The organism is Leifsonia sp. AK011, from assembly GCF_013410945.1.
GTDB lineage: Bacteria > Actinomycetota > Actinomycetes > Actinomycetales > Microbacteriaceae > Rhodoglobus.
The window spans coordinates 2471551-2489821 of sequence record NZ_JACCCH010000001.1 but is presented as its reverse complement, the minus strand read 5'-3'; the positions used below and the strand labels follow the sequence as shown (position 1 = coordinate 2489821).

Sequence of the window (18271 nt, the reverse complement as noted above, 5' to 3'; positions counted from 1 at the left end):
AGTTCGGCAGGTTTCGGTCACCGTCATCCTGATCCTTCAGTGACGTCCGAGGCCGGGTCTACGGTGAAGCCGTGAGCACTACTACGACTACCGGTCGACTCTCGACGAGGGTCATCATCGCGATCACCATCACGATCCTCGCGTGGGCGAGCGCGTTCATCGTCATCCGAGGGACGGCGCCGTACTTCTCCGGGGGAGCGCTTGCGCTCGCGCGTCTTGTGGTCGGCACAGTTCTGCTCGGGATTGTCGTGCTCGCCGGGCGGCGCTGGGTCAGGCCGACGGCCCGGGAGTGGCTGCAACTCGCGGGCTTCGGCATACTGTGGTTCGGTGCGTACAACATCGCGCTCAACGTTGCGGAGCAGACTCTGGATGCCGGTACCACGGCCATGATCGTGGGCGTCGGGCCCATCCTCATCGCGCTCGGCGCGGCGCTGTTCCTCCGCGAGGGACTCTCGAAGTGGCTCGCGATCGGCACCGGGGTGGCGTTCCTCGGAGTGCTCCTCATCGGGTTCGCGTCCGGCGGGGCCGAGCTCGGGCTGTCCGGCATCCTGTGGGCCCTCGTCGCCGCCGTCACGTATGCCGCCGGGGTGCTGCTGCAGAAGCCGACCCTCCGCAGGCTCCCGAACGCGCAGGTCACGTGGCTCGGCTGCGCGATCGGGATGCTCGTGTGCCTGCCCTTCACCGGCGAGCTGATCACGGGGCTCCAGAGCGCCCCCACACACGCGATCGTGGGCGCCATGTACCTCGGGGCCGTTCCCACGGCCCTGGCCTTCTCCACGTGGGCCTACGCCCTCTCGCGCATGCCCGCTGGCCAGCTCGGCATCTCAACCTACGTCGTGCCGCCGCTGGCGATCCTGATGGGCCTCATCGTGTTCGCGGAGGTACCCGCGCCGCTCGCGATCGTGGGCGGTGTGTTGAGCCTCGCGGGGGTTGCACTCTCGCGCAGGAAGGCTGCCGCGGCATCCGTTGCCGCCCCCGACTCGACGCCCGTTTCTGCTCCCGCCAAAACCGTGGCAGAATAGCCAGTCGAGTCCTGTCGCCCCCGACCCTCTAATCAGGCGCGGCCAGGATCCATCAGAGCTTTCGCGTTCGAGTGTGCCCCCACGCCCACGACCGCGAGTACGCCACCACACACATCAGGAGAATTGTGGCTGTAAAGATTCGTTTGAAGCGCCTCGGCAAGATCCGTGCGCCGTACTACCGCATTGTCGTGGCCGACTCGCGCACCAAGCGCGACGGCCGCTCCATCGAGGAGATCGGCAAGTACCACCCCACCGAGGAGCCCTCGTTCATCGAGGTCAACTCCGAGCGTGCCCAGTACTGGCTGAGCGTTGGCGCCCAGCCGAGCCCGCAGGTTGAGGCCATCCTCAAGCTCACGGGTGACTGGGGCAAGTTCAAGGGTGACGCGGACGCCGTGAGCACCGTGCGCACCAAGGAGGCGAAGGCGGAGTTCACCGCCGACGAGTCCAAGAAGCCCGTGCTCAAGCCCAAGGCGGAGAAGACCGAGGCCAAGGCCGAGGCTCCCGCCGAGGAGGCCCCCGCGAGCGAGGGCGCTGCCGAGGAGGCTCCCGCCCCCGAGGCTGCTGACGAGGCTCCCGCGGTTGGCGACGAGGCCCCGGCCGACGCCGCCGAGGCACCTGCCGACGACGCTGACAAGGCCTGATCTTGCTCGCTCCCGCTCTTGAGCACCTCGTCAAGGGGATCGTTGATCACCCGGACGAGGTGCAGGTGTCCTCGAAGTCGTCACCCCGCGGTGACGTGCTTGAGGTGCGCGTGCATCCCGACGACCTCGGTCGCGTGATCGGACGCGCTGGTCGCACCGCAAAGGCTCTGCGCACCCTCGTCGGCGCTCTCGCCGACGGTCGCAAGGTGCGTGTCGACGTCGTCGACACCGACCAGTAGCGGTGGCTGCGAAGAAGACGGCCGGCACCCAGCTCAGAGTGGGCCGCCTGACCAAGGCGCACGGCCTCAAGGGCGCAATCAAGATCGAGCTGTACACGGATGCCCCGGAACGACGTTTCGTTCCGGGCGCCGTGTTCACCCTGCAGGTGCCGACCAGCTCACCCTGGCACGGCAAGACTCTCGAACTCCTCGAGCTGAAGTGGTTCAACCTCCAGCCCGTCGCGTTCTTCAAGGACGTTACCGACCGCAGCACTGCGGAGACGCTCATCAAGGCGATCCTCTGGATCGAACAGGACCCCACTGAGGCTCCCGAAGAGGACGCGTGGTTCGACCACCAGCTCGTCGGCCTCAGTGTGCTGCGCGACGGCACGAATGTCGGAACGGTGGCCCGCGTCGACCACATGCCCGGCCAGGACCTCCTCACCGTCACGACCGAGAACGGTGACGTGCTCGTTCCGTTCGTCAAAGCGATCGTGCCCTCCGTCGACATCGACGCGGGAACCCTCGTGGTGACTCCACCGCTCGGCCTCTTCGAGGAGCTCACCGAGGAGCCGGCGCCCGACGCGACTCCCGAGGCGTAGCCGCTGACGCCCGTCCGCGCGACGGGCAGTGTGTGCGACGGGCCGTGTGTGCGTACGTTGCGGAGGATGGCGCGCCGCCCGAGGCCCGTGGCATCCACGGCAAGCGGCGCGGCATCCTCCGCAACGTCTCAGGACACGAGTCCCTCGCGGCGGTGAGTCGCCGACCAGACGTGCTCGCGCCGCATCACCAGCGCCCGCACGGTGTGCTCCACGAGCTGCCACTCGTTCACCACGTGGTGGTACCCGACGCGAACGACGACGTATCCGCGCCGCATGAGCGCAAGATCGCGGGTGCGGTCGCGCAGAAACGTGCCCTCGTGGGTCTCGCGTCCATCTGCTTCGATGATGACCCGATCCCCGAGGACCAGGTCGACACGGCCGATATCACCGAAAGTCACCTGCGATCGGACGGCGAGACCGAGCTGCCTGAGTCGATACCGGCACAGGGTCTCAAGACCCGACTCGCTCGCAGGGTCCGTGTCATCCAGCACGCGGGAGAACCGTGGCGGCAGAGTGGCGAGCATCTTCTTCAGTTCGGTGAGCGTGAGCCGACGCTGGTTGAGCGCCGAATCGACCATGGTCAGGGCATCCTCGTACTCGCAACACAGCAGCACCTGCCGCAGCAGGGCGGGCATGCTCTCAATCGCACTCTCTGTCGAGCCCCACGTGCTCGACTGCCAGTGTTCGATGAATCCCGTCGGATCACCGAACGTGCGCCCTGCGTGTGCGGGACGGGCGATGTGGATGCCAGGACCAAGGTCGGGCGTCCACAGGCCGGAGTATTTCGCGGCCGAGACGCAGGCGAGGCGGCCGCCGAGCGACACCGCGTGGATGAGTTCCGGTGCGGCATCGGACGTGTGCAGCCATCCCTTCCGTATGCGGGACAGGGTGCCATCCGCAACGGCCGAGCGGATGTGGGCGGCTGTAGCGCCACTCGCGTGCAACTGGGCGGTGCGAAAGACGCCACCGGTCCTGCGGGCGAGTTCTGAGTATGTCGTCATGCAGTCAGGGTGAGGTGGTTGCCCTGTCCATGGCGGCCGTCCGGGCCCGACGGGGGACGGGCTGACGCGGTCGTACGTTGTGGAGGATGACACGCCGATCCCGCCCCGCTCAGCCGAGCCAGCACGGCGCGCCATCCTCCGCACCGACCGGGCAGAACGCAGGCGAGCTTGGACGGGGCCTACGCTGGAGTGGTGCGCATCGACATCGTCACGATCTTTCCCGAGTTCTTCGGGGTGTTGGATGTCTCGCTCCTCGGTAAGGCTCGCGACCGCGGCATCCTCGACTCCCACGTGCACGACCTGCGCGACTTCACGCACGATCGTCACCGCACGGTGGATGACACGCCCTACGGTGGCGGCGCGGGCATGGTCATGCGGCCGGAGCCGTGGGGCGAGGCGCTCGACGCCGTGCTGACGCCGGACTCACTCCTGATCGTTCCGAGCCCCGCGGGGGAGCGGTTCACGCAGGCGATGGCCCGCGAGCTCGCGACCGAGGAGCGGCTCGTGTTCGCGTGCGGTCGCTACGAGGGCATCGATCAGAGGGTGGTGGAGTACGCGGCATCCGTCGCCCGTGTTCGCGAGGTGAGCCTCGGGGACTACGTGCTCAACGGCGGCGAGGTCGCCGTGATGGCGATCATCGAAGCCGTGGGGCGACTGATCCCGGGAGTGGTGGGCAACCCCGTGAGCCTCGACGAGGAGAGCCACGAGGACGGCCTGCTCGAGTACCCCAGCTACACGAAGCCCGCGGAGTGGCGCGGGCGCGAGGTGCCGCCCGTGCTCCTGAGCGGCAACCACGGTGCGATCGCCGCCTGGCGGCGCGAACAGCAGCTCGAACGCACGCGGCGGGTGCGACCCGATCTGCTCGACACCACGGATGACGCCCCGTGAAGTTCTGGTACTGGATTCTGCCTGTCACCGGCGTCGCACTGATCGTGCTCATCGTCTACACGCTGATCGCCTTCGCCGGGGACGGACGCATCTTCTCGTTCGCGTTCCTCGCCAACGGCGTGCTCGTGTTCCCGGCGATGATCATCTCGCTCGCGATCGACCAGTTCATCCTGATGCGGCGCCGACCGATCGGTCCCACCCGCACGGAGCGCGTCCTGATCGCGGTGCTCGTCGCTATCCTTGTGGCGCTCGTCACGACCTCGCTCTCGGAGGACACGAGCTTCCTCACCGTGTTCGGCTGGCCTGTGCTGCTGGTCGTCGCGATAGCCACGACGGCCGTGCTCGGAGTCACGAGCGCACGGTTGGCGCGGGCGGGCGAGTCATCCGCTGAGGACGGCGACCTCGACGACTTATTTGCGGGCGGAGAGAACTAGCGGTCCGTCATCAGTGACCGCGACGGTGTGCTCGAAGTGGGCGGCACGCGAGCCGTCATCGCTGCGAAGCGTCCAGCCGTCGTCATCGGTGTAGATCCGCTTCGTGCCGAGCATGAACCACGGCTCGATCGCGAACACGAGCCCCGGCTGCAGCGGGAAGCCACGCTTTGGTCGCCCGTCATTCGGCACATGAAGGTCACCGTGCATCACCCGTCCGACGCTGTGACCGCCGAAGTCCAGGTTGATCTTGAGACGCGCGGCCCGCGCGACATCACCGATCGCCGCGGAGACATCGCCCATGCGGTTGCCCACCACGGCCGCCGCAATACCGGCATCGAGCGCGCGCTTCGTGACCTCGATCAGCCGGGCATCCTCGTCGCGCGGGGTGCCCACGATGATGGTGACGGCCGAGTCCGAGACCCAGCCATCGACGGATGCCGCGAAGTCCAGGCTCAGCACGTCGCCATCCTTCAGCGTGTAATCGTGCGGGAGCCCGTGCAGCGCGGCGTCGTTGACCGACGTGCAGATGACCTTGCCGAAGGGCGAGCCGCCGAACGACGGGTGGTAGTCGATGTAGCAACTCTCCGCGCCTCGCGCACGGATCATGTCGTGCGCGAGGGCGTCGAGTTCGAGCAGGTTGACTCCCACGGCTGAAGCTGAGGTCGTCGCCTCGAGCACGCCGGCGACAAACTCACCAGCTGTGCGCATCTGCTCCAGTTCCGCGGGCGTGCGGAGTTCGATCACGCGACGTCGTGGGAGGTGAGGAAGTCGCGAACGATCTCGCGGAGGCGCGCGATGTAGCGCTCGTCGCCCTGCGTGTCGTAGCGGAATGCGCGGTGGAGGAGTGCGTCAGCGATCTCGACGAGCACCTCGATGTCGAAGGCGAGCTCGGGAGTCGAGCTGACGCCGTACCGCGTGACGAGCAGCTCAGTGAACATCGACGACATGCCGACGGTGACACCGGGCTCCTCGCGGATGAAGCGGTCCTCGATCACGTCGCCGAACCGGAGAGCACGGAAACCGGGCTCGGTACGGGCCATCTCGATGTAGGTGTCGATTCCCGCGTTCATGGCACCCAGCGCGTCGTTCGCGTCCTCGGGGAGCTGCTCGCGAAGGCGCGTGGTGAACTTGTCCAGGTTGCGCGCGGCCAGAGCCTTGAGCAGGGACTGGATGTTCGGGAAGTAGCGGTAGACGACGCCGACCGAGGAGCCGGAGCGGGTCGCGACGTCACTGGTGGTCAGACCGTCGATCCCGTTGGCGTCAATCAGCTCGGCAGCGGCATCCAGCAAGCTCGTGATTCGTTCCGCGCTTCGCTGCTGAACGGGTTCAGCGCGAACGGAGAGGGATGTGACTGTCATATCTGCCTTGAGGGTCATGTTCATCTTTCTGTCGTCCCTGAGACCATAACTGTCGGAAAAGGAACTCGTGGGGAGTGGCACGCCGACGTCAATCTGTGCGAGAATCGTCGTTCGTGTCCTGTTCCGGCTCTGCCACAGGGGTACCGGCATTCTACGAGACACACCTTCACCTTTCCTGAGTTTTATCAACATGGCGTTCGACCTGTGGCGGGCGCAGAGAGCGAAGAACAATGCACATCCTCGACAGCGTCGATGCAGCATCCCTCAAGGACAACATTCCTGATTTCCGCGCCGGTGACACCGTCAAGGTTCACGTGAACATCATCGAAGGTACGCGCTCGCGTATCCAGGTGTTCCAGGGCGTCGTCATCGGCCGTTCGGGCGAAGGCGTTCGCGAGACCTTCACGGTCCGCAAGGTCAGCTTCCAGGTCGGTGTCGAGCGCACCTTCCCCGTGCACTCCCCGGTGATCGACCACATCGAGATCGTCACCCGCGGTGATGTGCGTCGCGCCAAGCTCTACTACCTGCGCGGTCTGCGCGGCAAGAAGGCCAAGATCAAGGAGAAGCGCGAGTTCTAATTCGCACTGCTTCAGTGTCATCCACCTGAGCTCCCCGCCACGTAAACTGGCGGGGAGCTCAGGGGTTTAATGACAGACAACACCATCAACGATGCTGCGCCGGCGGACACGTCCGACGACCAGCCGAAGCAGCCGCGTTCCAAGGGATGGAAGCTATTCATCCGGGATGTCCTCCTCATCCTCCTCGCGGCGCTCCTCATCTCATTCCTCATCAAGACGTTCCTGATCAGGTCGTTCTACATTCCGTCGTCGTCGATGGAGGAGACCCTCCAGATCGACGACCGCATCATCGTCAATCAGCTCACCCCCGAGCTGATGCCGCTCGAGCATGGAGACGTGATCGTGTTCCGCGATCCGGGTGGCTGGCTCTCGGCCGCGCCCACCCCGCCACCGCAGAACTGGCTGACGGGTGCGGTCGACGGCGTGCTCTCCTTCGTCGGGCTGACGGCACCGGACAGCAACGAACACCTCATCAAGCGGATCATCGGGATGCCCGGCGACACCGTCGTGTGCTGCAACGATCTCGGCCAGATCACCGTGAACGGCGTGCCGCTCGACGAGCCCTACATCACGATCCCGGCGGATGCCACGAAGGCGACGCGCGAGGACTTCGAGGTCACCGTGCCTGAGGGCTACCTCTGGGTCATGGGCGACAACCGCTACAACTCCGCCGACTCCTCGTACCACTATGCCCTCGATCCGAACGGCTCCTGGGCGGTCCCGATCGAGAACGTCGTCGGCCGCGCGCTCGTCGTCAGTTGGCCCGCCGACCATTGGACCTGGCTCGACAACTACCCGCTCACGTTCGCGGATGTCGACGAGGCGAAAGTCGAGCAGGGGTCCAAGAAGTAGTGGCAGTCGCCGACCCCACTCTGAGCGTGGAGCGATCCATCCTGAAGTCCGGGGCCCGGTACGTGATCGGGTGCGACGAGGTGGGTCGCGGCGCGATAGCCGGACCGGTCGCGGTGGGGCTCTCGGTTGTGGAAGTCGGCGTGCGTGGCATCCCGGCCGGCCTTCGGGACTCCAAGCTGCTCAGCGAGAAGCGCCGTGAGGAGCTCGCTCCCGTCGCTGCGGCGTGGGTGCGCTACTCCTCTGTCGGTCTCGCAAGCGCCGAGGAGGTGGATCGCATCGGGATCATGGCCTCACTCGGGCTCGCCGGCAAGCGCGCGCTGCTCGCCCTGCACGAAGCTGGCGTGGGTATCCACGAGAGCGTCGTGCTGCTCGATGGCGCGCACGACTGGCTCACGGGCGCGCTCGTGAAGCCCCCACGGGTGCAGACACGAGTCAAGGCCGACCGGGACTGCGCGTCGGTGGCCGCGGCATCCGTCATCGCCAAGGTGCATCGCGATCACCTCATGATCGAGGCCGATGGCGACCACCCCGGATACGGATGGCCCGGCAACAAGGGCTACGGATCCGCCGACCACTACGCCGCGATCGGAACGCTGGGGCCATCGCCCCTCCACAGGCACACCTGGCTCAAGCAGCCCGCCCTGATCTAGCGACCCATCTGCTCTAGCGATAGGCGAACGCCGACCAAACGCGTCTAGACTCGACAGCAGCATGGACGAGGACGAGTTCGAGGATTACGACCGCGAGGTCGAACTGGCGCTGTACCGCGAGTATCGCGATGTAGTGAGCCAGTTCCGTTACGTCGTGGAGACCGAACGCCGTTTCTACCTCGCCAACGAGGTCACCCTGGTTCGCCAGGACACCGAGCACGACTTCTACTTCGAACTCACGATGAACGATGTCTGGGTGTGGGATGTCTACCGTTCCGACCGCTTCGTGAAGAGCGTGCGTGTGCTGACCTTCAAGGACGTCAATGTGGAGGAGCTCTCCGCGAAGGAGCTCGAGCTGCCGAAGGAACTAGCGCTCGACGAGTAGCTCGCCCCTCCTGCGTTCCTGAGCTCGCGCTCCCTTCGTTCCTGTGGCTCCTCGGGTTCCTCGGGTTCCTGCCATTCTGCAAAGAGCGCGCTGCTTGACGAGAAGCGCGCACATGTCCACGACTCTCGCCAATTTGACCACACCTCGCGAGATTCGAACATATGTTTTGGCGTGTCGCGATGACTCGACGTAATCTTCGAACACAAGTTCGAGCGCCGAGGAGATGCCATGACCCTGATCGATGCCACGCGGCTCACCATTTGGTTCGAGGGCGGGGTGCCGTATGGCCTCGTCTGGGAGGGTCGCCATTACCGGGTGACCGATACCCCGACCCATCTTGAGGACGAGATCGCGGGGCTCACGCACCCGCTCGATCTCGTCGGATGGCGCTTCCAGGGCACGGATGACGACGACCGCTCGCGCATGTTCGACATCCGCCAGATCGGCGGCGAGTGGATCGTGGTGCGCGTCTACGAGTGAGCCAGTTCGCGGGCCGCTCGCGCGATGGCGTCGGCGACCCGGTCGAGCGCGGTCGTGTGGAGCGCCCACTGCTGCCAGTAGAGCTCGACGTGTTCGGGCTTGCCGCCAGCGAGTTCCACGAGTTCGCCGCGCGACTCCGGACCGAACGACTGCTGGTCGGGAAGCATCGCCCACCCCATGCCGAGTCGCACGGCCTCGGCGAATTCGGTCGACGCCGGAACGTGGTGCCGCGGGGGAGTGAGGCCCTTGCCGAACGAGCGGAGGTAGCGATCCTGGATGTCGTCCTTGCGATCGAACACCACGACGGGCGCCGCGTTGAGGGCGGATGCTGCAACTCCATCGCCGAACCAGCGTGCGACGAAGTCCGGCGTGGCCATGGGGCGGTAGCGCATCACTCCGAGAGGGGTGGACGTGCATCCCTGCACTGGTCGTGCCTCGGTCGTGAGCGCCGCCATCACGGTGCCGTCGCGGAGCAGGTCCCACGAGTGGTCCTGATCCTCACGGTGGATGTCGAACGTGAGCTCGTCCGCGAGGGACGCGAGCGCGGGGAGTGCCCAGGTGGCGAGGGAATCCCCGTTGATGGCGAGCGGTATGACGGGGAACGCCGCCCCTTTCTCTGGAGTCGCCTCGGTCGCGGCATCCGCTGCGAGTGCCTCGATCTGACGTGCAAGACGGAGATAGGGGATGCCAGCAGCTGTCGCCGTCACGGGCTTGCCCCGCGTGAGCAGCACCCCGCCGACGGAGTTCTCGAGCGCGCGGATGCGCTGGCTGATCGCGGAGGGCGTGACATTGAGTGCCCGCGCAGCAGCGTCGAACGTGCCCGTGTCGACGGCCGCAGCGAGGGCCTCGAGCTGGGGGAGATCCATGATTAGCAATTCTAATGGTATGCAAGAAAAATGAACTGGAGTTATTGACCGGTGCGCCCTACCGTCGTGATGTGTTCACCTCGCTCTTCGCCGGCCTCGGCCTCGGTCTCTCGCTCATCGTCGCCATCGGAGCGCAGAACGCGTTCGTGCTCCGCCAGGGCCTGCGGCGCGAGCACGTGCTCGCGGTCGTCGCAATCTGCGCGGCGGCGGATGCCGTGCTCATCACCCTAGGAATCGCCGGGCTCGGCGCGATCATCCAGCAGGCGTCGTGGCTGCTCGTGGTTGTGCGGATTGGCGGCGCTGCGTTCCTCATCTGGTACGGCGTGCGGGCGGGCATCCGTGCGCTGCGGCCATCCACACTCGACACCGACCCGGCGGGTGCGCCGACCTCGCTGCGCACCGCTGTGCTGACCGTGCTCGCGCTGACCTTCCTCAACCCGCACGTGTACCTGGACACGGTCGTGCTTCTCGGCTCGATCGGCGCCACCCATGGCGAGAACCGCTGGTGGTTCGCGGTCGGTGCGGCCCTCGGCAGCGTGCTGTGGTTCAGCGCTCTCGGCTTCGGTGCACGGATGCTGCGGCCCCTGTTCGCGCGCCCCGTCTCGTGGCGCATCCTCGACGGGGTGATCGCGCTGGTCATGATCGCGATCGCGTTGAGCCTGCTGGTGGGCCTGGCGGGATAGCTGGGGTTGGACGTCGCTCAGCGCCGCGTCGCGCGCTGAGGTTTGGGCGGCGCGCTGCTGTTCAAACCCCAGCACTCGCGTCAAAGCTTGCGGCCCGGCCTTCGCGGTCTTCTCCCCATGGCCGCTGGGCATTCAGGGATGCTCCACAGTTCGCCGGTCTTCACGATGCGAGCTGTCCCGCCCGGGGGATTCTGGACCCATGGCAGCGAAAGACGACCTCGGCAGGAGGGGTGAGCTCCTCGCGGCGCAGCGCCTGGCTGCGTCCGGGTTCACGGTGATCGAGCGCAACTGGCGCTGCTCGCAGGGCGAGCTCGACATCATCGCTCGCACCGGGGACGAGCTCGTGTTCGTCGAGGTGAAGACGCGGTCGAGTGTTGCGTACGGGCATCCGTTCGAGGCGATAACACCCGTGAAGCTGGCGCGGCTGCGGAGGCTCGCGGGCGCATGGTGCGAGGCGCACCCCGACCAACGTGGTCGGGTCCGCATCGACGCGGTGGCGGTGCTCGCCCCGCGAGTCGGCGCAGTCACGATCGAGCACCTCGAGCGGGTGGGCTGATGCGCGTCGGTCGCACTCACTCCATCGCGCTGCTCGGCCTCACGGGCGTGGTGGTCGAAATTGAGGCGGACATCTCCAGCGGGCTCCCGAACTTCGCGCTCATCGGTCTCCCGGACGCCGCACTCTCCCAGTCGAAGGAGAGGGTGAGAGCTGCCATCGGCAACTCCGGCAGCGACTTTCCAGGGCAGAAGATCACGGTCAACCTTTCGCCTGCGGCGCTTCCCAAGCAGGGTTCTGCGTTCGACCTGGGGATAGCGATAGCCGTGATCGCGGCAGCGGGGGAGGTCCAGCCGGAGTCGATCCATGGGGTGGTGCACATCGGCGAGCTCGGCCTCGATGGCAGGTTGCGGCCCGTCAACGGCATCCTTCCCGCGGTACTCGCGGCCTCGCGCGCGGGGTTCGCCTCGGTCATGGTCCCCACGGCCAATGCGGACGAAGCGAGTCTTGTACCGGGCATCCGTGTCATCCCGGTGGCCTCGCTACGAGACGCCGCGATCTGGCACGGCGGCGAACTCGACCCGGAACCCGTCGAAGCCATCGCCCGCACGCCAGTCGAGTCCACACCCGAGCCCATGGGGGACCTGGCGGATGTCATCGGCAACACTGACGCCGTTGAGGCCATGCTCGTGGCGGCCGCTGGTGGCCACCACGTCTTCCTGCTCGGACCGCCCGGCGCTGGCAAGACCATGCTCGCTGCGCGCCTGCCGGGGCTCCTCCCCGATCTGGAAGCCGAGGCGGCTCTCGACGTCGGTTCGGTCCGCTCGTTGGCAGGGTTGCCGGTGGGAGGGGAGTTGAGCCTCCGCCCTCCGTTCGAGAGCCCCCACCACACCGCCTCGGCGGCAGCCCTTGTCGGGGGCGGTAGTGCAGTGATCCGTCCGGGGGCAGCGGCGCGGGCATCCGACGGTGTGCTCTTCCTCGATGAGGCTCCCGAGTTCAAGCCGACCGTTCTCGATGCCCTCCGGCAGCCGCTCGAGTCCGGGGTCATCACGATTCATCGCGCGAGCGCGGTGGCGAGCTTCCCAGGACGGTTCCAGCTCGTGCTCGCGGCAAACCCATGCCCGTGCGGGCAGTACGGCGCGCCCGACTCGGAGTGCACGTGCCCTCCGCTGTCGCGGCGCAAGTATGTCGGTCGCCTGTCCGGACCCTTGCTCGACCGCATCGACATCCAGTTCAGGGTGTCGCGGATCACTGCCGCGCATTTGCGCGCGGCACAGGACGAGCCCAGGACGTCCAGCGCGGAGGCGCGGGCGCGCGTGGCCACGGCTCGGGGTGCGGCGGCGGAACGCCTGGCCGCAACGCCGTGGCGACTGAACAGCCAGGTTCCGGGCTCCTGGCTGCGTGGCCCGAAGATGCGCCTGCCACCTGCCGTGACCGCGAGCCTCGATCGGGCGCTCGAACGTGGGGGTCTGACGATGCGGGGCTACGACCGGGTGCTCCGTTTGGCGTGGTCCGTCGCAGACCTGCACGGCGCCACACGACCCGACGCCAGCCATCTCGGTCAGGCGCTGTACCTGAGGAGGGCGATCACCACATGACCATGTTCGGGCTGAAGGAAGCGGAGGTGTCCGAGCTCATACGAGCTGTCAGTGTCGACGGGGCGTCGCTCGATCGTGACGCGATCGAGGAGCGTTTTGCTCGATCCGCGTGGTCAGGCATTGCGGAACCCGGCGACCGCGTCGCGGGTGTGCTCATCCGCGAGTTGGGCCCGGCGGCGGCACTCTCAGCGGTGATCGACCGACTCCCTGTTGAGGGAGTGCGTGTGATGCTCGGCACGGAAAGTGACGTGGTCGAAAAGGACCTCCGGGCGGCCTTGGATCGATGGGTACCCCGCCTCACCTCGGCGACCGCCCTCACGGCGCTGCGCCAGGCAGTCCGCTTCGGTGTGAGGCTCACCGTCCCCGGCGACGCGCTGTGGATCGCGGGAGTCGACGACCTCGAGCAGCATGCGCCGATCGCGCTGTGGATGCGAGGCAATGTCGTGGGACTGGCTGGGCTCGAGAGGTCGATTGCCATGGTCGGAGCACGAGCCGCGACTGGCTACGGCGAACACGTCACCATGGAGGGCGCGGCCGGTCTCGTGGATCGCGGGTTTGCGATCGTATCGGGTGCGGCGTACGGCATCGATGGAATGGCCCACCGAGCGGCTCTCGCGAGTCACGGGTACACCGTCGCCTTTCTCGCCGGGGGAGTGGATCGCTTCTATCCTTCCGGTCACGACGCGCTTCTCACGCGAATCGTCGAGAACGGGTGTGTGATCTCCGAGTTGCCCTGCGGCGCCCAGCCCTCCAAGTGGAGGTTCCTGCAGAGGAACAGGCTCATAGCGGCTGCGAGCCAAGCGACGGTCGTGCTGGAAGCGGGATGGCGGTCCGGTTCGCTGAACACGGCCAACCATGCGGCATCCCTCGGCCGTCCACTGGGAGCGGTGCCAGGTCCGGTCACGAGTGCGGCGTCGGCGGGATGCCACCGCCTCATCCGCGAGAACCTCGCCACCCTCGTCACGACCGCAGAGGAGATGGCGGAGCTCGCCGGTCTCTGGGACACTGATGCCACCGCCACCGCCCCCACGGACGATCCCCTGAGGATCCGGGTTCTCGACGCCATCAGTACTCGCGCCGCCCGTCAGCCAGCCGATATCGCGGCACGCTCGGGCCTCTCGCTCACCGACGTGATGTCGACTCTCGGCGCCCTCGACCTTGAGGGGATTACCCGCGAAACGCAGAAAGGGTGGGTGAGGCGAATCCTCCGTGATTCATGACGCGGGGGCGACGGCGAGCCTAGGCTTGGCGGGTGTTCCGACTCCGACAGGTACCGGCGATGACCTGCGTTAACTGGCAGGTTTCGCGCTGGTGAGCCGCCGATGAAACCCAGCGACGTGTCAGTCCGACCCGCGACGCCGGGCGAACTGCCACGCCTTTTTGGTTGGGCGAGCGCTGAGCCCGTCGCCTGGGTCGATGATTCGCGACTTCACCGCGAGCTGAACACGCGCAACTACAGGCCGGAGTGGTGCTGGACCGCGGAACTCGATGGAGCGCTCGTCGGACGCGCACTCTGGTGGGGTCCGGCTGACGCGGAGCTGCCGGTGAGCCTCGACTGCCTCCTAGTCCGCGATACCGCTGTCGCCCCGGAAGACATCGGAGCAGCGCTCATTGAGGTGGGGCTCGAAACGTTCGGATCGAGCCAGGTCCTGGAGTTCAACGTGGACGTCGCCACCGACTGGGCAGACGATCCAGCGGCGGTGCATGCCATCGAGTGGCGCGGGAGGGCTGCACGCGCCGGCGGTTTCGCTCGGACCACCGAGCGCGTCACGTTTGCACGGGAGTCCTCTGACCCCCGTCCCGAACGATCCTCTCGGCTGCAGTTCGCGCCGGCGGCGGACGAGGAATTCAGGGCCCACTTCGCCCGTGTTGCCGAGGGCAGTCTCGATGCCCACACCCTCGACATGGTCGCGCGCGAAGGAGTGGAGGCTCTCGCGGACAATGACCTCAAGTTCTACCTGTCGCTGCCCGGGGAACGCAGTGCGTGGCGCATCGCTACATGGACCGATCAATCGATCGGATTCATCATTCCCACGCGAACCGCGTACGACGCGAGCATCAGCTATCTCGGCGTGCTGCCGGAGTACCGGGGGCGCGGCTACGTGAACGACCTGCTGGCGGAAATGGTCCACACCCATCACGACAGCGGCGAGGCTCGAATCGTCGGGACGACCGACGCCACCAACACTCCCATGCGTGGTGCGTTCGAGCGCGCCGGTTTCGCGGCTACCAGGCGAAGGATCGTGCACGCCAAATAATCCCTGACGCCACGGCAACGCCCCGCCTAGGCTGGCCGTGTGATGCAACTCGGACAGTACCCAGCACCCACCCACGTCATCGCTCACATCAGTGACACGCACCTCCTGGCCGGCGCGCGACCGCTGTACGGCAAGGTCAACGTCATCGAGCACCTCGAGCAGGCGCTCACGCAGCTCGAGCGGTCCATTGCGAAGCCCCAGGCGCTCGTGTTCACGGGCGACCTCGCCGACCTCGGTGAGCCCGACGCCTACGAGCGGCTCAAGGCCGTCGTCGAACCGGCAGCCGAGCGCATGGGTGCGCAGCTCATCTGGGTGATGGGCAACCACGACGAGCGGCCCGAGTACTCCCGCATCCTCTTCGGCCTGGAATCCGACGCGCCCCAGGACCGCGTTTATGACATCGACGGCCTGCGCGTGATCTCCTTCGACACGACGGTTCCGGGCTACCACCACGGCGACGTCACCGAGGATCAGCTCGACTGGCTCGCCGACGTTCTGTCCTCACCCGCGCCGCACGGCAGCGTCATCGCCGTGCACCACCCGCCGATCCCCACGCCCATGCTCGAGGCCATGGGGATGCTCGAACTCCAGCACCAGAACCGTCTCGCTGACGTCATCCGGGGCACGGATGTTCGTGCCATCCTCGCGGGCCACCTGCACTACTCCACCCACTCCACCTTCGCCGGCATCCCCGTCTCGGTGGCGTCCGCCACCTGCTACACGCTCGACCTGAGCGCCGAGGACCGCATCCTCTCGGGGGTCGATTTCGGGCAGTCGATCAACCTCGTGCACGTCTACGAGGAGCAGCTCGTGCACTCGACGATCCCCGTGGGGGACACGAGCGAGGTCTCGGGTGTTCCCGCCGCGGGTTGGGAGCAGATCGCGGCCATGACGCCGGAGCAGCGCATGGAGGTTTTCTCGCGCAAGGACTCGGCCTTCAACAAGGGCGAAGTCGACAGCAGCAGCTAGCCCCCGGGGCGGTTCCAGCGATCGCGCTTCGCCGCTCGCGTCACCAGCCACATCGGCACGAGCGGCGCCACGAGCGAGATCAGTCGGTAGCGCACGGATGGCACGGAGACGGCCCGCCCGCGATCTGCGTCGCGCAGCGCCCTTCGCACGAGCGGCTCGACATCGAGCCACAGCCAGTTCGGGGCCATGCTCGAACGCTCGACGTTCATGCGCTCGTGGAACTCGGTGCGCACGAAGCCGGGGGCGAGGGCCGTGACGGTCACCCCGGCCGGGCGGTAGAACGCGTTGGCCCACCGCGTGAAGAAGTGCAGCCAGGATTTTGCCGAGGAGTACGGGCCCAGGGGCGCGTAGGCAGCGATCGACGTCACGTTGACGATCGTGCCGTGGCCGCGGGCCACCATCGCGCGCAGCGCCGCGTGCGACAACCGCAGGGGCGCGGACACGAGCACCTCGAGCAGCCGGAGCTCATCCTCGACGGGGGAGAGGTCGAAGTCGGTGTGGAGACCGAAACCGGCATTGTTGACGACAACCTCGATGGGTCGTGCCTGGTCCGCGATCCGAGCGGTGACGCGCTCGACGTCGGCGGCGTCCGCCAGATCCGCGGGCAGCACCTCCACGGCGACGCCGGATGCGCGGAGCTGCGACGCGAGGGTCCCCAGGCGCGTGGCATCCCGAGCCACAAGCACGAGATCGTGCCCGCGCGCTGCGAGTTGCCGCGAGAACTCGGCCCCGATGCCGGCAGTCGCACCGGTGACGAGTGCGGTGCCGGGGAGGATAGCCATGGTTCGACGGTATCAACACGCCACCCCACCGCGGCTCCGGCGTCGGTGCGATGGCGCACCATGGACACGTGGACCTGTCGACCGCCGTGGATGCCTACGCCGTGCACCTGTCGGCCGAGCGCGGTTTCAGCCCCAACACCGTGCGGTCGTACCGGTCGGACCTCGCCCAACTGGTGACCTTCGCCCAGGAACGAGCGGCGACCACCGCCGACGATCTCGACCTCGAACTCCTCCGCGAGTGGCTCTGGCACTCCTCCCAGGCCGGTCTCTCCAAGGCGACGCTCGCGCGGCGAGCCGCCTCGGTGCGAGGGCTCACCGCGTGGCTCAGCCGCACGAACGCAGCGCCGACGGATGCCGCCACCAGACTCAAGGCACCGAAGGGTGACCACCACCTTCCCCGCGTGCTGAACCGTGACCAGATGGCGAGCATCCTCGACCGCGTGCAGGTTCGGGCCGACACCGGCGACCCCGTCGCCGTGCGGGATCTCGCGATCATCGAGTTGCTCTACGCGTCAGCGCTCCGCGTGAGCGAGCTCACTGGCCTCGACCTCGGCGACCTCGATGTCTCGCGCCTCACCGTGCGGGTTCTCGGCAAGGGCTCCAAGCAGCGCGTGGTTCCCTTCGGTGTTCCTGCGCGGGCTGCCATCCAGCGCTACCTCGACACGGCGCGCCCGCACCTCAGTGCGGATCAGAGCGCGGCATCCCCCGTCTTCGTCGGTGCGCGTGGCGCCCGACTCCACACGCGAGCCGTCTACGAACTCGTCTCGGGCCTTCTGGCTACCGTCCCCGGCGAAGGGCCGTCAGGGCCACACACGCTCCGGCACACGGCCGCGACCCACCTGCTCGACGGGGGAGCCGACCTCCGCTCGGTGCAGGAGATGCTCGGGCACGCGAGCCTCGGCACGACGCAGCTGTACACGCACGTGAGCACTGAGCGCCTCAAGGAGGCCTACAAGCTCGCCCACCCGCGCTCGTAGCCGATCACTCGGCGTCGGGAATGTGCGTCCGGTACACCTCGAGCACGCGCTGCAGGTACGCGGTGATGACAGCCTGTTGCTCCTCGTCGAACTCGTCGAGCACTCCGTCGACACCCATGATCATGGGCATGATCGTGCCCATGGCCTTCTGCACCGAAGCGGGCTCCGGCACGATGACGACACCGCGGCGGTCGGTCGGATGCTGCGTCCTCTGCGCGTGACCGACTGCGACGAGCCGGTCGACTACGGCCGTCGTCGCTGCAGTGGAGATCCCGAGGCGACGGGAGAGCTCCGTGGGGCTCGACGGCCCATGCATGATCAGGTGCTCCATCGCCTGGAGATCAGTGGGGTTCACGGTGAGTTCCCGGCCCACGTGCGCTTCGAAGTCCTCGCTCACTGTCAGGAAGTCCCTGATGAGTTCCGTGGGACGCCGCACCGCGGGCCGCTGGGCTGCGACCGGGGGAGTCCCGGCGCCCGGGGACATCGCTGCATCCGGCGAAGTTGTCATGGCATCAGTCTACCGATAAGTTATTCGA

General features: G+C 67.1%; 24 protein-coding genes. 18 read left to right on the top strand and 6 right to left on the bottom strand.

What is annotated here, in order from left to right:
• The first annotated feature begins 71 nt into the window (after window positions 1-71).
• The 4 genes from HDC94_RS14920 (at window position 72) to rimM (ending at window position 2483) form a co-directional block, all read left to right on the top strand.
• On the top strand, window positions 72-1022 hold the full coding sequence (locus tag HDC94_RS14920) for a DMT family transporter (RefSeq protein WP_179497937.1): 951 nt from the start codon (window positions 72-74) through the stop codon (window positions 1020-1022).
• Between the two features lie 125 nt (window positions 1023-1147).
• A complete protein-coding gene (rpsP, locus tag HDC94_RS12165; protein WP_179497917.1) occupies window positions 1148-1663 on the top strand; it encodes a 30S ribosomal protein S16 in 516 nt (171 codons plus the stop codon).
• Window positions 1664-1665: 2 nt separating this feature from the next.
• Complete coding sequence (locus HDC94_RS12160; RefSeq protein WP_179497915.1) at window positions 1666-1902, top strand: RNA-binding protein; 237 nt, start codon at window positions 1666-1668, stop codon at window positions 1900-1902.
• Between the two features lie 2 nt (window positions 1903-1904).
• Window positions 1905-2483 carry a ribosome maturation factor RimM gene (gene rimM, locus HDC94_RS12155; protein WP_308495718.1) on the top strand — a complete coding sequence of 193 codons (579 nt, stop codon included), beginning with the start codon at window positions 1905-1907 and terminating at the stop codon, window positions 2481-2483.
• A gap of 128 nt (window positions 2484-2611) precedes the next feature.
• Here the strand turns inward: rimM and HDC94_RS12150 are convergent, their stop codons facing one another.
• A complete protein-coding gene (locus tag HDC94_RS12150; RefSeq protein ID WP_179497913.1) occupies window positions 2612-3484 on the bottom strand; it encodes a type IV toxin-antitoxin system AbiEi family antitoxin domain-containing protein in 873 nt (290 codons plus the stop codon).
• Between the two features lie 192 nt (window positions 3485-3676).
• Between HDC94_RS12150 and trmD the strand changes: the two genes are divergently transcribed.
• Both trmD and HDC94_RS12140 read left to right on the top strand, forming a co-directional pair.
• Window positions 3677-4372 (top strand): tRNA (guanosine(37)-N1)-methyltransferase TrmD, encoded by a 696-nt coding sequence (gene trmD, locus HDC94_RS12145; protein ID WP_179497911.1) that lies wholly within the window; start codon window positions 3677-3679, stop codon window positions 4370-4372.
• On the top strand, window positions 4369-4806 hold the full coding sequence (locus HDC94_RS12140; RefSeq protein WP_179497909.1) for a hypothetical protein: 438 nt from the start codon (window positions 4369-4371) through the stop codon (window positions 4804-4806). Before trmD ends, HDC94_RS12140 begins: the two co-directional genes overlap by 4 nt.
• Here the strand turns inward: HDC94_RS12140 and map are convergent.
• Together map and HDC94_RS12130 are read right to left on the bottom strand one after the other, a co-directional pair.
• Entirely contained in the window at window positions 4783-5550 is a 768-nt protein-coding gene (map, locus tag HDC94_RS12135) for a type I methionyl aminopeptidase (protein ID WP_179497907.1), read from the bottom strand. The genes HDC94_RS12140 and map overlap by 24 nt on opposite strands.
• Entirely contained in the window at window positions 5547-6182 is a 636-nt protein-coding gene (locus HDC94_RS12130) for a TetR/AcrR family transcriptional regulator (RefSeq protein WP_179497905.1), read from the bottom strand. The genes map and HDC94_RS12130 overlap by 4 nt, the downstream gene beginning before the upstream one ends.
• Before the next feature lie 212 nt (window positions 6183-6394).
• Here HDC94_RS12130 and rplS point away from each other — a divergent pair, with 212 nt between their 5' ends.
• The 5 genes from rplS (at window position 6395) to HDC94_RS12105 (ending at window position 9109) form a co-directional block, all read left to right on the top strand.
• A complete protein-coding gene (gene rplS, locus HDC94_RS12125; RefSeq protein WP_179497903.1) occupies window positions 6395-6742 on the top strand; it encodes a 50S ribosomal protein L19 in 348 nt (115 codons plus the stop codon).
• Between the two features lie 69 nt (window positions 6743-6811).
• Complete coding sequence (lepB, locus tag HDC94_RS12120; protein WP_179497900.1) at window positions 6812-7594, top strand: signal peptidase I; 783 nt, start codon at window positions 6812-6814, stop codon at window positions 7592-7594.
• Complete coding sequence (locus tag HDC94_RS12115) at window positions 7594-8244, top strand: ribonuclease HII (protein ID WP_179497898.1); 651 nt, start codon at window positions 7594-7596, stop codon at window positions 8242-8244. The genes lepB and HDC94_RS12115 overlap by 1 nt, the downstream gene beginning before the upstream one ends.
• A gap of 61 nt (window positions 8245-8305) precedes the next feature.
• The gene (locus HDC94_RS12110) at window positions 8306-8629 is read left to right on the top strand and encodes a DUF2469 family protein (RefSeq protein WP_179497896.1); all 324 of its coding nucleotides are present in this window, start codon (window positions 8306-8308) and stop codon (window positions 8627-8629) included.
• A gap of 228 nt (window positions 8630-8857) precedes the next feature.
• Window positions 8858-9109, top strand: coding sequence for a hypothetical protein (locus HDC94_RS12105; protein ID WP_179497894.1), 252 nt, complete (start codon window positions 8858-8860; stop codon window positions 9107-9109).
• On the opposite strand, the gene HDC94_RS12100 is transcribed toward HDC94_RS12105, so the two are convergent.
• Window positions 9100-9975: a LysR family transcriptional regulator ArgP gene (locus HDC94_RS12100; protein ID WP_179497892.1), complete on the bottom strand. Its 876-nt coding sequence runs from the start codon at window positions 9973-9975 to the stop codon at window positions 9100-9102. The two genes, HDC94_RS12105 and HDC94_RS12100, sit on opposite strands and share 10 nt — an antisense overlap.
• Window positions 9976-10046: 71 nt before the next feature.
• Here HDC94_RS12100 and HDC94_RS12095 point away from each other — a divergent pair, with 71 nt between their 5' ends.
• From HDC94_RS12095 to HDC94_RS12070, 6 genes are all read left to right on the top strand, one after another.
• On the top strand, window positions 10047-10658 hold the full coding sequence (locus HDC94_RS12095; protein WP_308495717.1) for a LysE/ArgO family amino acid transporter: 612 nt from the start codon (window positions 10047-10049) through the stop codon (window positions 10656-10658).
• A gap of 199 nt (window positions 10659-10857) precedes the next feature.
• Window positions 10858-11214 (top strand): YraN family protein, encoded by a 357-nt coding sequence (locus HDC94_RS12090; protein WP_179497889.1) that lies wholly within the window; start codon window positions 10858-10860, stop codon window positions 11212-11214.
• The gene (locus HDC94_RS12085) at window positions 11214-12749 is read left to right on the top strand and encodes a YifB family Mg chelatase-like AAA ATPase (RefSeq protein WP_179497887.1); all 1536 of its coding nucleotides are present in this window, start codon (window positions 11214-11216) and stop codon (window positions 12747-12749) included. Before HDC94_RS12090 ends, HDC94_RS12085 begins: the two co-directional genes overlap by 1 nt.
• A complete protein-coding gene (dprA, locus tag HDC94_RS12080) occupies window positions 12746-13969 on the top strand; it encodes a DNA-processing protein DprA (RefSeq protein ID WP_179497885.1) in 1224 nt (407 codons plus the stop codon). The genes HDC94_RS12085 and dprA overlap by 4 nt, the downstream gene beginning before the upstream one ends.
• A gap of 117 nt (window positions 13970-14086) precedes the next feature.
• Window positions 14087-15007: an N-acetyltransferase gene (locus HDC94_RS14820; protein ID WP_179497883.1), complete on the top strand. Its 921-nt coding sequence runs from the start codon at window positions 14087-14089 to the stop codon at window positions 15005-15007.
• Window positions 15008-15049: 42 nt separating this feature from the next.
• A complete protein-coding gene (locus tag HDC94_RS12070) occupies window positions 15050-15976 on the top strand; it encodes a phosphodiesterase (protein ID WP_179499067.1) in 927 nt (308 codons plus the stop codon).
• Here HDC94_RS12070 and HDC94_RS12065 read toward each other — a convergent pair.
• Entirely contained in the window at window positions 15973-16758 is a 786-nt protein-coding gene (locus tag HDC94_RS12065; protein ID WP_179497881.1) for an SDR family oxidoreductase, read from the bottom strand. The genes HDC94_RS12070 and HDC94_RS12065 overlap by 4 nt on opposite strands.
• A 68-nt stretch (window positions 16759-16826) precedes the next feature.
• Here HDC94_RS12065 and HDC94_RS12060 point away from each other — a divergent pair, with 68 nt between their 5' ends.
• Window positions 16827-17735: a tyrosine recombinase XerC gene (locus HDC94_RS12060; RefSeq protein WP_308495716.1), complete on the top strand. Its 909-nt coding sequence runs from the start codon at window positions 16827-16829 to the stop codon at window positions 17733-17735.
• A 4-nt stretch (window positions 17736-17739) separates the two neighbouring features.
• Here HDC94_RS12060 and HDC94_RS12055 read toward each other — a convergent pair whose 3' ends face one another.
• Complete coding sequence (locus HDC94_RS12055; protein ID WP_257021658.1) at window positions 17740-18243, bottom strand: MarR family winged helix-turn-helix transcriptional regulator; 504 nt, start codon at window positions 18241-18243, stop codon at window positions 17740-17742.
• Window positions 18244-18271: the final 28 nt, after the last annotated feature.

What these genes read in the sequence shown, in the direction of transcription:
- HDC94_RS12090 (WP_179497889.1), top strand. Translation starts at nt 10,858, where the DNA reads ATGGCAGCGAAAGACGACCTCGGCAGGAGGGGTGAGCTCCTCGCGGCG.
- lepB (WP_179497900.1), top strand. Translation starts at nt 6,812, where the DNA reads ATGACAGACAACACCATCAACGATGCTGCGCCGGCGGACACGTCCGAC.
- HDC94_RS12055 (WP_257021658.1), bottom strand. Translation starts at nt 18,243, where the DNA reads ATGACAACTTCGCCGGATGCAGCGATGTCCCCGGGCGCCGGGACTCCC.
- HDC94_RS12085 (WP_179497887.1), top strand. Translation starts at nt 11,214, where the DNA reads ATGCGCGTCGGTCGCACTCACTCCATCGCGCTGCTCGGCCTCACGGGC.
- HDC94_RS12070 (WP_179499067.1), top strand. Translation starts at nt 15,050, where the DNA reads ATGCAACTCGGACAGTACCCAGCACCCACCCACGTCATCGCTCACATC.
- HDC94_RS12065 (WP_179497881.1), bottom strand. Translation starts at nt 16,758, where the DNA reads ATGGCTATCCTCCCCGGCACCGCACTCGTCACCGGTGCGACTGCCGGC.
- HDC94_RS12150 (WP_179497913.1), bottom strand. Translation starts at nt 3,484, where the DNA reads ATGACGACATACTCAGAACTCGCCCGCAGGACCGGTGGCGTCTTTCGC.
- HDC94_RS12130 (WP_179497905.1), bottom strand. Translation starts at nt 6,182, where the DNA reads ATGACCCTCAAGGCAGATATGACAGTCACATCCCTCTCCGTTCGCGCT.
- HDC94_RS12110 (WP_179497896.1), top strand. Translation starts at nt 8,306, where the DNA reads ATGGACGAGGACGAGTTCGAGGATTACGACCGCGAGGTCGAACTGGCG.
- dprA (WP_179497885.1), top strand. Translation starts at nt 12,746, where the DNA reads ATGACCATGTTCGGGCTGAAGGAAGCGGAGGTGTCCGAGCTCATACGA.
- HDC94_RS12105 (WP_179497894.1), top strand. Translation starts at nt 8,858, where the DNA reads ATGACCCTGATCGATGCCACGCGGCTCACCATTTGGTTCGAGGGCGGG.
- HDC94_RS12100 (WP_179497892.1), bottom strand. Translation starts at nt 9,975, where the DNA reads ATGGATCTCCCCCAGCTCGAGGCCCTCGCTGCGGCCGTCGACACGGGC.
- rplS (WP_179497903.1), top strand. Translation starts at nt 6,395, where the DNA reads ATGCACATCCTCGACAGCGTCGATGCAGCATCCCTCAAGGACAACATT.